The organism is Clostridium sp. D43t1_170807_H7, assembly GCF_015555905.1.
Taxonomy (GTDB): domain Bacteria; phylum Bacillota; class Clostridia; order Clostridiales; family Clostridiaceae; genus Clostridium.
In genome coordinates this window covers 165,927-178,783 of record NZ_JADNLK010000004.1, presented here as the reverse complement: position 1 = coordinate 178,783, position 12,857 = coordinate 165,927, and the positions used below count along the sequence as shown (strand labels likewise).

Genomic DNA, 12,857 nt, shown 5'->3' with positions numbered 1-12,857 from the left:
ATCAAATATCATTTGTTTTAGTGGTATGTGTTGTGAAATAAATAAAAGTAATTCACCGATAATGTTAATTAAGTATTGATTATATGATAGTAAATAAGTTATAATTGAATCCATAATAACGACAACCTTTCGTGTTGATTTTGTGGTTTGGATATTCAATTTTAACATGAAATTAGGGGGTCGTTGTTTTTTTATACAAAAAAACTTGCGAAACCTTGATATATAAAGAATTTAAAAGAAAAGTAGTGTAAAAAACTTTACACTAACTTCTTTAATAGGAGGAATTTATTATGAAAATAATAGTAATAGGTTGTACGCATGCAGGAACTGCTGCAGTAGTTAATTTAAAGGAGCTTCACCCAGAAAGTGAAATTACAATATATGAAAAAAATGACAATATATCATTCCTATCTTGTGGAATAGCATTAAATGTTGGTGGAGTAATTAAAGAAACTAAAAATTTATTCTATAATTCACCAGAAAACCTTTCAAAAATGGGTATTGTAACTAATATGAAACATGAAGTTTTAGATATAGATTTTGATAATAAAGTTGTTAAGGTTAAAAATCTTTTAAATGATGAAGAGTTTGAGGATAAATATGATAAACTAGTTTTAACAGTAGGGTCATGGCCAATAGTTCCTAAATTTGAAGGTGGAGATTTAGAAAATATTTTATTATGTAAGAACCATGATCATGCAATTGAAATAATTGAAAAATCTAAAGAAGCTAAAAATGTAGTTATAATTGGAGCAGGATATATTGGTGTTGAACTTGTAGAAGCATTTGAAATGCAAGGTAAAAAAGTTACATTAATAGATGCTGAAGAAAGAATTATGGCTAAATATCTTGACAAAGAATTCACAGATATAGCTGAAAAAGAATTTGCTGATAGAGGTGTAAATCTAGTATTAGGAGAAAAAGTAGCTAAGTTTGAAGGTGAAAATGGAAAGGTAACTAAAGTTGTTACTGAAAAAGGAAGCTATGAAGGTGACTTAGTTGTATTATGTATTGGATTTGCACCAAACACTAAGCTTGTTCAAGGTAAGTTAGATACTCTTCCAAATGGAGCAATTATAATTGATGAATATATGAGAACTAGTAGAGAAGATGTATTTGCAGCAGGAGATTGTTGTGTAGTTAAATATAATCCAGCTCATGATACAAGATATATTCCTCTTGCAACAAATGCTGTAAGAATGGGTACTTTAGTAGCTAGAAATATTGTTGAACCAACTCTTAAGTATATGGGTACCCAAGGTACTTCAGGAATTAAGATTTATGAAAAATGTATAGCTTCAACAGGATTAACTGAAGATGTAGCAAAAGCAACAACTAAGATGAATGTTGGTTCAGTATCATTAACTGATAACTATAGACCAGAATTTATGCCTACTTACTTACCTGCTACTATTAAGTTAGTTTTTGATAAAGATACAAGAAGAGTAATTGGAGGACAAATAATTTCTGATATAGATTTAACTCAATTTATGAATACTTTATCAGTAGTTATTCAAAATGAAATGACTTTAGAAGAGCTTGCAATGACAGACTTCTTCTTCCAACCACACTTTAATAAACCATGGAGCATTTTAAATGCAGTTGCATTAAAAGCTTTATAAGATTTAAAAGGTAATCTAAAAATAGATTGCCTTTTTTTCATAAGTTTTTATAATTTTTGTTATATTAATAAAATATTAATAGTAATATTGTAAAGGGAGGTGACAAATGAAAAATAAATGTATTCAGATTACAGTAATATTTATAGCAATATTTTTAGTTACTGGTATAGTACTAAAAATAAAGATAAGTAAAATTAATAATGATTCACAAAGTAGTAGTCAAAATATAGATATTAAGGAAAGTGAAGGTGAGGAAAATATAGCAGATAAATTTATAGAAGATGGAGAAATGAGAGGAGTTTGGTTATCGACAGTTAGTAATTTAGATTGGCCAGAAGTTGGAAGTTATGATGATAAAGTTCAAAAAGAATTATTAAAAGAAAAATTTGATTTTATAGAAGAACAAAATATGAACACAATATTTTTCCAAGTTAGACCAATGGGAGATGCTTTATATGAATCTAGTTATGCTCCATGGTCTAAGTATTTGACAGGAACTTTAGGAAAGAATCCGGGATATGATCCTCTAGAGTTTGCTGTTGACGAAGCTCATAAAAGAGGATTAGAGCTTCAAGCATGGTTTAATCCCTTTAGAATAGATAGTAATTCAGAAAGTTTTAGTATAGATAATTATATAGCTGAATTGCCGGAAGAATCACCATTAAAAAATAACCCAGATTGGATTGTAAAATATAATAATTATCATTATCTTGATGCAGGAATACCGGAGGTTAGAGAATATGTTATTGATACAATAATAGAGGTTGTAACAAATTATAATATTGATGGTGTTATTTTAGATGATTATTTTTATCCATATCCTTCAGGTGGAGTAGAGTTTCCAGATGAGGATACATATGAAAAGTATGGTGGAGATTTTAACTCAAAGGATGATTGGAGAAGAAATAATATTAACTGTTTTATAAGTGAACTATATAGTAAAATAAAGGAGACTAAGTCTGAAGTTAAATTTGGAGTTAGTCCATTTGGAATATGGAGAAATGGAGAGTCAGTAGATGGAAGTAATACAAGTGGGTTAAGTAGTTATGACGATGTATATGTAGATTCTAGAAAATGGATTCAAGAAGGATGGATTGATTATATTATTCCTCAAATATATTGGCAATTTGATTATAATTCAGCTCCATTTGCAACATTAGTTGATTGGTGGGCAAAGCAAGTAGAGAATACTAATGTAAAACTATATATTGGACATGCAGCTTATAAAATAAATGATTCAAGTTATGGTGAGTCATGGCTTAATGCAAATGAAGTAATAAATCAAATACGATATTCTAGAGCAAATAGTAATGTAAATGGTAGCTGTTTCTTTAGATTAAAGACCTTAGAAGAAAATAGATTAGGATTTACAGATAAGTTAAAAGAGCTATATACTAGGTAAATAAGATTAAAGTGATTTATGAATTAGTTTAGTGGATGTATCAAAGAGAAAAAATAATGAAACTATGATAAATTCAAAAAGAGGGATTTCAGATTTAAATTTTTTATTATCTTATATATTGAGATATATATTTTTATATATAGAAAGCTGTTATATTAAATTGTTGTTACCAACAATTTAATATAACAGAGTTTTATAATGATTAATGGATATTTATAATCTACTGGAAGGTTTAGAGTACGTATATTAAAAAAATAATAAAAATTTTTATGTATAATAAATTTAAACATAACAAATAAACTATCATTCATATTTGAATAATAGCCAAGCCTATGCTATAAGTTTTATTATTATCTATATAATATCTATAAATTTGCTAAATAGGTAGTGTTTTTGATTTTATACTTTTCCAAGATACGTAGGTAGTTATATCAGCGGTTAAATGAAGATTTTTTTTAATACTTTCTTTTGATGATATATTTCTCTTAGAATTAAAATTATTTTTATATTCAAATAATCTCCAATATAAGTAGTGATCTAAATATTTACTTGCAACTCCTCGAAATTTAGAAAGCCATTTTTGAGTATTAATGGAATACTGTATATCAATATTATTTTTATAATTTTCTTTAAATTTTACTTTATTTATTTCATTAAATGCGTTAGCAAAGGTTTTGAGTCTTCCATCAATTAAACCAACTACATAAGCTTTTTTATTTAATCGTGGAATAATATTATCTCTAAGTTCATAAAAGCCGAAAAAGTTTCTTGCGGCAATAATTGGTATTATGTCTATAGAATCATTCAAAGCATTAACAACTGTAATTTTATCTCTCTTAATATTAGGAATATTCCTAGAACCCTTAAAGTTTTCAACTACTATCATTTTAGTTAATTCTACATATGAAGATATATTTTCAAGATAATGCTTATTTTTAAAATCAAATAAAAATCGGTGTCTCCAAAAGAAGGCTGTTACAACCGTAATATTTAATTTGTTTGCACATTCTCTAATTGTGAATCCATTATTTAAAAGATTGAAGTACTCTTGATAGTTTTCTTTAAATTTTTTAGAGCATCTAAATTGATTATAAAATTCATTAGTAAAGGTTTTTCCACACATAGAATCTTTGCATTTATATCTCTGAATATTTTTGTACATTCCATATTTGATAACTTTTTTACTTTCGCAGTACGGACACTTAGTAATAATATTCGTTTTACAATCATGATAACCTATTAAATCATTAACTATTTTATTATTAGAGGTATTATTAATTAGCGTTTTATAAAAATTAATCATATCATCACCACTTGTAATTATTAACAAGATAAAATGATTGTAAACTCAAAAATATCATTAGCTGAAAATTAACATATATAAAATTGTAAGAAAATAAAAAAAGAAATATTATAATCAGGATAAAATTTAACTAATCCTGTAATTATAATATTTCTTTGTTTAGATATTTGAAATTAAGTTAAGTTGTAGATATTATTTTACCTAGATCTTTAAGGTCGTAGCCTCCAATCCCTTGTAGTTCATTCTTGAATTTTTCAGAAGATAAAATAGAAATTATGCTTTTATAAATTGGATTGTTTAAATCACTTTTCTTTATAATTAAATCATAGCGTTCAGTTTGAAGTGGAATAAAATCTATAGTTTCTACTTGCATAGCAGCTTTTTTATTTCCAAGTCCAACGTCGGCATCACCACGTCCTACTTTGCTGGCTATGGCTAAATGAGAATTTTCTTCATCAAAATATCCATTTATAGATGAAGGATCAATATTTAACAGTCGAAGTTTTTCATCTAATAAAACTCGAACTCCACTACCTTTTTCCCTATTAATAAATTTGATATTTTTAGTAGATAAATCTTCAAAAGAATTTATATTTAAGGGGTTTCCTTTTTTAACGTATAGTCCTTGTAATCTATAGGCTAAATTTATAAGTACACAAGGAGTTCCAGGAACTAATCTTTTAACATAATCAATATTATACTCATCTTTATCACCATCCCAAAGGTGGCAAGAAGCAATAGAAACTTTATTGTTATATAAGTCATATAATCCATTGTAACTTCCCTTATAAGAACGAAGAACTGTATAATCAGGGAATGTTTCTTCTATATATCTTGCTAAAATATCTAATAAAATATCTTGACCTGAAATAATTATTTCTGAATTAGATTTATTATTTAGTGAAATATTATTAGCAGTAGAGTATGAATTATTATTAATATTAGTATTTAATGGTGAATTAATAATATTGCCATTATTTGAAGGTTTTGAATTTGATTTTTGGCTATTGATATATTCTTCTACATCATGCATATCTATTCTTATTTTTTTACCTATTTTGTAGCTTGGTAATTCACCACGCTTAATAAGTTCGTAAACTGTGTTTTTAGTTATTTTAAGTAATTCTGCAACTTCTAACGGCGTTAAAGAAGATTTTAAATTCATCTTATCCCTCCTTAATATTAAGATAATTTTAACATTAAAAGAAAAGTAATTCTAGGTTTCAATTAAATACATTGATAGAAAGAATATAATATGCTATTATTTAATATATAAAACATAACAAAACATGTTAAAACGTAACAAAACATAACTAAATATGAAATGGGAGAGTGAAAAATGTTAAAGAGATTAAAAGTAGTATCAATGTTATTATGTTGCAGTTTATTATTTGTTGGATGTACTTCTAAAGGTGAAGGTGGTTCAGCTAATACTGAAGAAAAAAAAGCTGTAGAATTAAATATTTCAGCAGCAGCTAGTTTAAAGGAAGTAATGGCTGATTTAGAAACAGAATATAAAAACACTAATGAGAATGTGACATTAGTAGTAAACTATGGTTCTTCAGGTTCACTTCAACAACAAATAGAACAAGGAGCACCTTGTGATTTATTTATATCAGCAGGGCAAAAGCAAATGAATACTTTAAAAGATGAAGGTTTATTAGTGGACGACACAACTAAGGATTTAGTTGAAAATTCATTAGTTCTTATAGCAGCTAATGGTATTGAAATAAATAGCTTTGATGATTTAAAAAGTGATAAAATTACACATATAGCTGTGGGTGAACCGGATAGTGTTCCAGCAGGTAAATATGCTGATGAGGTTTTAGTTAATTCAGGAATAAAAGAAAGTATTAGTAATAAGCTTGTATTTGCAAAAGATGTTAAAGAAGTTTTAGCTTGGGTTGCATCTGGTAATGCCGATGTAGGTTTTGTATACTTAAGTGATGCATTAAGTAATAATAATGTAACTATTGTAGAAAATATTGAAGAGGTTAATAATCATTCATCAATTACTTATCCGGTATCAGTTATAAAAGATGCAAAAAATATTGATGAAGCCAAAGCATTTGAGAATTTCTTATTCACAGATGAAGCTAAAAAAATATTTGAAAAGTATGGATATAAAGTTGAAAGTTAAAGAAAGGTTATAAAATATGGATTTTTCACCGTTATGGATTTCGCTTAAGACAGCTTTTCTTGCAACTATAATTACATCGATAATAGGAATATTTATATCTTATAAAATGGCTAATTATAAGGGAAGGAGTAGAGGGTTTATAGATGGAATCTTCACTCTTCCTCTAATATTACCACCTACTGTTATAGGATTTTTCTTATTACTTATTTGTGGAAAGAATGGATTTGTAGGAAAAATTTTTATGAGTTTTAATAAAAATATTATTTTTAGCTGGAGTGCAACAGTTATAGCAGCCACAGTAGTTGCATTTCCAATGATGTATAGGACTTGTCGTTCTGCCTTTGAACAAATAGATAAGAATATGATTTCAGCAGCAAGAACTTTAGGATTAAGCGAAACTAAGATATTTTTTAAGATTGCAATTCCGCTTGCATGGCCAGGAATAATAGGCGGACTTGTTTTAAGTTTTGCAAGAGCTTTAGGTGAGTTTGGAGCAACTTTAATGATAGCAGGAAATATACCAGGGAGAACACAAACTATGCCAGTTGCAATATTCTTTGCTGTTGAAAGTGGAGATATGAATAAGGCTATGCTTTGGGTTTTAATTATAGTTGCAATATCATTTATAATGATCTTTTTATTAAATTATTGGTGTGATACGCAACAAAAGTTAATAGGTAATAGGGGGAGATAGTTATGAGTTTACATATAGATATTACTAAAAATTTATCTTCCTTTAATTTAGATGTTTCTATGGAAAGCAAAGGTGGTATTATAGGCTTTTTAGGAGCATCAGGTTCAGGGAAAAGTATGACACTTAAATGTATAGCAGGTCTTGAAAAGCCATCAAAAGGAAAAATAGTTATTAATGATAAAGTGCTTTTTGACTCACAAGAAAAGATTAATATTAAAACTAGAGATAGAAAAGTTGGCTTTTTATTTCAAAACTATGCATTATTTCCTCATATGACTATAAAGGATAATATAGAAATAGGTTTAGATAAAATTAGTAAAGATGAAAAAAGTAAATTATCATCTAATTATATTAAAAAATTTGGGTTAGAAGGCCTTGAAAAGAGATATCCTTGGCAGTTATCAGGAGGACAACAACAAAGAGTTGCACTTGCAAGAGCTCTTATAACTTCACCAGATATACTTCTTCTTGATGAACCATTTTCTGCACTAGATAATCATTTAAGAGCAAGTATGGAAAGAGAACTTGTGGAGCTTTTAAAGGATTATGAAGGGACAGTAGTTTTTGTAACTCATGATATAGCAGAGGCTTATAGAGTGTGCGATAAAATAATAGTGTTCGATGGCGGGAAAGCTAAAGATATAAGAGAAAAAAATGTATTGTTTCAAACTCCACAATCATTGGCTGAAGCAAAACTTACCGGATGTAAAAATATATCAAAGGCTAAAAAGTTAGATAATAATTTTGTTTTTGCAGAAGAGTGGAACTTAAAACTTAAATGCTTAGAAGATATTAAAGATAATATAAACTATATAGCTATAAGATCTCATAATATTAAGTTATGCAAAGACGAAAAAGAAGAAAATGTTTTTGAGGTAATAATAGAAAATATTGTGGAAAATCCCTTTGATTATACTTTATATATTAAGAGTATTAATTCAAATAAAGCAGGTTTAATACATTTCACCATTTCAAAGGAAGAAATGGTATTTGATATTAATGAAAAAATTAAGGTTAAATTTGAGCCACAATATTTATTTACATTTAAAAATTAATAAATCCTCAGCAAAATTGCTGAGGATTTTATTATAAGTAGTTTAATTATAAAGATTTTTTAAAGAATATTTCACCAACTCCATTTTCATTAATTCCACATAAAATACCACATTCAATAAAGCCCATTTTTAAGTGCCATTTTTGAGGATTTACTGCATCTGTCATTGTAGAGCTTAAAAGAGTAGATTGTCCATCTTCTCTTAAGTGTTTTTCTAAGAAGGATAGCATTGATTTTCCAATACCAGAAGATCTAAAATCTTTTCTTATGACTATATAGCTTATAAATGGAAGATGAGTCCAAATATATTCAATTTTTAAGCAACCAATAACCTCATTATTGACTTCTGCTACTATAACTTCATTCATAGTAATTTTATTTTTTATTATATCTGTATTTTTGTGCAAGTCTAATTCAACACAACTATCTAAATCATACATTTCTGCAAACCTAATTTTTAAATCCATATTCAATACCTACCTTAATTTATAATTACTATCACTAAATAATTATAAGGTATATTTAGTAGAAAATCCAACGTATTAGCTTATATACCAGAGGTATGTGTCAATAAATTATTCACTGTTACATTTTTATCAAAATTTTCGAAGTCTACATAATCTTTTAATAATGAATCAAACCTAAGTTTACCTTTATATTTCTATTATACATAATTTATAGAGTATAATTATGAAAAATATTGAAAATAAATTAAGTATATACAAATAAATACTTAAAAGATATAATATAGTAATAAAAAGAAGAGTATTATTATGTTAAAAAGGGATAAGTAGTATATGGAGAACAAAATTAAAAAATTTATTATCTTTATTATAGTATTTTTTATAAGTTCATATGAATTTATGGGATGTGCAGATATATCAGAGATAGAGTATATAAATAAACAAATCAAGATTAATATTCCAGAGCCAACAAATATAAGTTATGAAGATAGCCACGGGGGATTTCATGGTGATGGAACAACATTTGCAAAGTTAGAATTTTCATCTGAAGATAAAGAAAGAGTAATAGAAGAATTCAAAGAAAATAATTGGTTTAATACACAATTAAGCGATAATATTAACATATTTATTTATGGAGGAATGAAAAATGGAGTTTTTTATGATTTTAATATAGCCAAAGAGTTTAAAATTCCCAAAATAGAAAATGGATATTGGTATTTTGTAGATAGAAATAGTGAAAATGGGGATTCTTCAAGTGATTCAGAAATATTTAACAGAAACTCTTTTAATATAACAGTAGCTTTATATGATTTAGATGAAAATATTTTGTATTATCTTGAATTTGATACTTAATTATAAATTTATACGAGTTAGGTAAATTTCAAATATGATGTTTGATATTAGTTGTGGATATACAACCTAAGAATTAAAGGTAAGCTTAGAATAAATAGGTTGAAATAATATTATAAATATGTAATATAATAAGTATATAAAAACATAGAAAAGGAATAATTATTATGGTATATGAATTAACAGTAAATAAATTAGGTAAATTATTAAAAGACCTTACTAATGATTATAATATTAGTTTATTAGTAAAAAGAAAATTAAGTGGTGGTTTTGTAACTATTACAGGTGAAGTTGAAGTAGATTATTTTCCAACTGAGCAAAAGACCTTAAAGGGAAACAACATTATTAGCTTAAAAGTTAAAAATAATGGGGGGCAAATAGATTTAAAAATTACAGGAATAAAAGATAGTTTATTTAAAGTTGAAGTTGCACCTACTAAGCTTAAGGAAGTTAATATTGGAGGATTATCTATAGATAAAATTAAAGAAAGTAAAGATGAATGTAAATTAAAAGTTGATGAAGATTTAATATTTACAATTCCAGCACCTTGTGAAATAGTTAAAAAATTAATATAGTACTTATAGTTTATTTATGGTGACAGGTTTTGCTTGTCACTTTTTTTATTATTACTTCAATTATGGTATAATTTAAGATAATAAATATTTAGGAGGTAACTTATATGAAAGTTGCTGATATGCATTGTGATACAATAGGAGTTATTTATGAAAATAGACTTTTAGGAAATAGTTATAGCTTAAAGGAGAATAAACTCCATATTGACATAAAGAAAATGAAAAAATCAGATTATTTGCTTCAAAATTTTGCAATGTTTATAGATATTAAAAAGTATAAGAAGCCATATGAAACACTACAAGAAATGATAGATGTTTATTATGAAGAACTTAATAAAAATAAGGAAGATATAATACCTGTTTATAAATATGAGGATATATTAAGGTGTAAGAAAGAAAATAAAATAGCTGCATTATTAACTATAGAGGATTCAGGTGCATTAGAATGTAAAATGGAAAGGCTACAAGAAGTTTATGATAGGGGTGTTAGGCTAATGACTCTAACATGGAATTATCCAAATGGAGTAGGATACCCTAATGTTAAGCTTAAGGTTGATGACAATGGTAAAATATTAGAAAAGCCAGATATAAGTCTTATTAATACAAAAGATGGATTAACTAACTTTGGAATAGAGTTAGTTGAGAGAATGGAAGCTATGGGAATCATAGTGGATGTCTCACATTTATCAGATGCTGGATTTTATGATGTTTTAAAGCATACTAACAAGCCTTTTGTTGCAAGTCATAGTAATGCTAGAAGTATATCAAATGTTGCAAGAAATTTAAGTGATGATATGATAAGAAATCTTGCAGAAAGAGGAGGGGTAACAGGAATTAATTTCTGCTCAAATTTTATTCAGCCTACTCCATATATAGAACCAACCTTTACTTATATAGAACATATTGTAAAGCATATTAATTACATTAAAAATGTTGGTGGAATAAACTCAATTGCATTAGGTAGTGATTTTGATGGAATACCTAGTACTTTAGAACTTAAAGATGGTTCATATATGCAATTATTAGCAGAAGCTTTATTAAAGAATGGATTTACTTATGAAGAGGTAGAAAAGATATTTTATAAGAACTTACTTAATTTATATAGAGAGTTGTTATAAAATTATTAAATAAAAATAGACATTAATTAATTTAAAGTTTAATATGAATTTAAATATTGATATGGTAGTATGCAAAATATCATATCAATATTTTATTAAATAAAAAATTATAAAACAGAGGTAGGATACAAAAGATGGAAGAGAATAATTTAGAATCAAATTTAAATAAATTAAGTGGAGAAGAAATATTAAAACAAGCATTTGGAAAAGAGTTGAATTCTAAGAAAAGTATCTTAGAAGCCATAGAGGCAATTAAACCTTTAGCTAAGAATGGTCTAGATGGTGAAAAGATACAAGAGATATATACTATTATTTATAAGAGCATAGAAGAGATGAATACATTAGTAAAAGCAAATACTATTATGTATTTAAAAAACCAACTAAAATCTGGATTAGGTAAATATGTTTCAAATAAAGATCCACAAGAAGTAAATCATTTTTTAGATTTCTTTAAAGAAGCATATCCAGCAAATAATAGAAGAGTAGGATATACAAGAGTAATAAATGATTTTAGTAAAATAACAAATGAACAGATCTGGGAAACATTAACTTTTATAAATAGAATGGTTATTAAAACTAAAAGAAGAATAGGGGAAGAAGAAAAAGAGGATATTATTAAAAATATAAATAATTTACTTAAGAGTGGAAAAATTGAATATATAAATCAAGTTAAAAGTTTAGAAAAGTTATTAAATGTACTTAATGTAAAAGTTGTTAGTTACAAAGAAGGTTTTAAACTTAAGAAAAGATAGATAAAATTAAAGAAAAGAGAGATAATGTATGAGAAATATAAGAATGACGATTCAATATGACGGTTCAAGATATAAGGGATGGCAAAAGCAAAATATAAAGGGAACTAGCGTATCAACTATACAAGATAAAATCGAAAAAGTATTATCTAAAATGACAGGAGAAGAAATTCAAGTAATTGGTTGTGGAAGAACTGATACAGGGGTTCATGCTGATAAGTATACAGCAAACTTTAAAACTAATAGTGAAAAGAAGATTCCTGAAATGTTAAAGTATTTACGTGAGTTTTTACCAGAGGATATATCTGTAACATCATTAAGAGAGGTTAGTGACAGATTTCATTCAAGATTAAATGCAATATCAAAAACTTATGTATACACTATTGATAATAATAAATTTGCAAATGTTTTTCTTAAGAAATATGCTTATCATGTTGAAGGTCAACTAGATATAGAAAAGATGAGGGAAGCTAGTAAATATTTATTAGGTACTCATGATTTTAAAGGCTTCAGTGCAGTCAAAGATAAATCAAAGAAGTCAACTATTAGAACAATAAATTATATAAATATCACAGAAAAAGATAACATTATAAAAATTGAATATAATGGAAATGGATTCTTGTTAAATATGGTTAGAATTTTAAGTGGAACTTTAATAAAGGTTGCAAAGGGAGAAATTGAACCTATAAAAGTAAAAGAGCTATTAGAAGAAAAAAGTAGAAGTGAATTAGCCGAAAAAGCACCGGCAAAAGGACTTTGTATGAAAGAAGTAAAATATTAAAAATTTTTAATTACTAATTAACATAAAAGATACAATCTTAATATATTAATAAATATAGGGTAATTAGATTACCTTCAGCAATATTGGGAATAAAATAAGGGTGTGAAAA

General features: G+C 26.5%; 13 protein-coding genes. 10 read left to right on the top strand and 3 right to left on the bottom strand.

What is annotated here, in order from left to right:
* Nucleotides 1-290: 290 nt before the first annotated feature.
* Both I2E98_RS04265 and I2E98_RS04260 read left to right on the top strand, forming a co-directional pair.
* The gene (locus tag I2E98_RS04265) at nt 291-1,622 is read left to right on the top strand and encodes an FAD-dependent oxidoreductase (protein WP_195467727.1); all 1,332 of its coding nucleotides are present in this window, start codon (nt 291-293) and stop codon (nt 1,620-1,622) included.
* A gap of 106 nt (nt 1,623-1,728) precedes the next feature.
* The gene (locus tag I2E98_RS04260) at nt 1,729-3,024 is read left to right on the top strand and encodes a family 10 glycosylhydrolase (RefSeq protein WP_195467726.1); all 1,296 of its coding nucleotides are present in this window, start codon (nt 1,729-1,731) and stop codon (nt 3,022-3,024) included.
* 376 nt (nt 3,025-3,400) lie between these two features.
* Here the strand turns inward: I2E98_RS04260 and I2E98_RS04255 are convergent, their stop codons facing one another.
* The gene (locus I2E98_RS04255; RefSeq protein ID WP_195467725.1) at nt 3,401-4,327 is read right to left on the bottom strand and encodes an IS1 family transposase; all 927 of its coding nucleotides are present in this window, start codon (nt 4,325-4,327) and stop codon (nt 3,401-3,403) included.
* A gap of 178 nt (nt 4,328-4,505) precedes the next feature.
* Nucleotides 4,506-5,492 (bottom strand): helix-turn-helix transcriptional regulator, encoded by a 987-nt coding sequence (locus I2E98_RS04250; protein WP_195467724.1) that lies wholly within the window; start codon nt 5,490-5,492, stop codon nt 4,506-4,508.
* Between the two features lie 174 nt (nt 5,493-5,666).
* Between I2E98_RS04250 and modA the strand changes: the two genes are divergently transcribed.
* From modA to I2E98_RS04235, 3 genes are read left to right on the top strand one after another with little or no spacing between them, the layout of a single operon-like run.
* Entirely contained in the window at nt 5,667-6,467 is an 801-nt protein-coding gene (gene modA / locus I2E98_RS04245; RefSeq protein ID WP_195467723.1) for a molybdate ABC transporter substrate-binding protein, read from the top strand.
* 16 nt (nt 6,468-6,483) lie between these two features.
* Entirely contained in the window at nt 6,484-7,161 is a 678-nt protein-coding gene (gene modB, locus I2E98_RS04240; protein ID WP_195467722.1) for a molybdate ABC transporter permease subunit, read from the top strand.
* A 2-nt stretch (nt 7,162-7,163) separates the two neighbouring features.
* Nucleotides 7,164-8,216, top strand: coding sequence for a sulfate/molybdate ABC transporter ATP-binding protein (locus I2E98_RS04235; RefSeq protein WP_195467721.1), 1,053 nt, complete (start codon nt 7,164-7,166; stop codon nt 8,214-8,216).
* A gap of 46 nt (nt 8,217-8,262) precedes the next feature.
* On the opposite strand, the gene I2E98_RS04230 is transcribed toward I2E98_RS04235, so the two are convergent.
* Nucleotides 8,263-8,682 (bottom strand): GNAT family N-acetyltransferase, encoded by a 420-nt coding sequence (locus I2E98_RS04230; RefSeq protein ID WP_195467720.1) that lies wholly within the window; start codon nt 8,680-8,682, stop codon nt 8,263-8,265.
* 330 nt (nt 8,683-9,012) lie between these two features.
* On the opposite strand from I2E98_RS04230, the gene I2E98_RS04220 reads away from it, so the two are divergent.
* The 5 genes from I2E98_RS04220 to truA all read left to right on the top strand — a co-directional run bounded on the left by I2E98_RS04220 (nt 9,013) and on the right by truA (nt 12,748).
* Complete coding sequence (locus I2E98_RS04220) at nt 9,013-9,531, top strand: hypothetical protein (protein WP_195467719.1); 519 nt, start codon at nt 9,013-9,015, stop codon at nt 9,529-9,531.
* 164 nt (nt 9,532-9,695) lie between these two features.
* Nucleotides 9,696-10,103: a UDP-N-acetylglucosamine pyrophosphorylase gene (locus tag I2E98_RS04215; RefSeq protein WP_195467718.1), complete on the top strand. Its 408-nt coding sequence runs from the start codon at nt 9,696-9,698 to the stop codon at nt 10,101-10,103.
* Between the two features lie 104 nt (nt 10,104-10,207).
* Nucleotides 10,208-11,218 carry a dipeptidase gene (locus I2E98_RS04210; protein ID WP_195467717.1) on the top strand — a complete coding sequence of 337 codons (1,011 nt, stop codon included), beginning with the start codon at nt 10,208-10,210 and terminating at the stop codon, nt 11,216-11,218.
* A 134-nt stretch (nt 11,219-11,352) separates the two neighbouring features.
* A complete protein-coding gene (locus I2E98_RS04205) occupies nt 11,353-11,970 on the top strand; it encodes a hypothetical protein (protein WP_195467716.1) in 618 nt (205 codons plus the stop codon).
* Nucleotides 11,971-11,998: 28 nt separating this feature from the next.
* The gene (gene truA / locus I2E98_RS04200) at nt 11,999-12,748 is read left to right on the top strand and encodes a tRNA pseudouridine(38-40) synthase TruA (protein WP_195467715.1); all 750 of its coding nucleotides are present in this window, start codon (nt 11,999-12,001) and stop codon (nt 12,746-12,748) included.
* Nucleotides 12,749-12,857 lie beyond the last annotated feature (109 nt).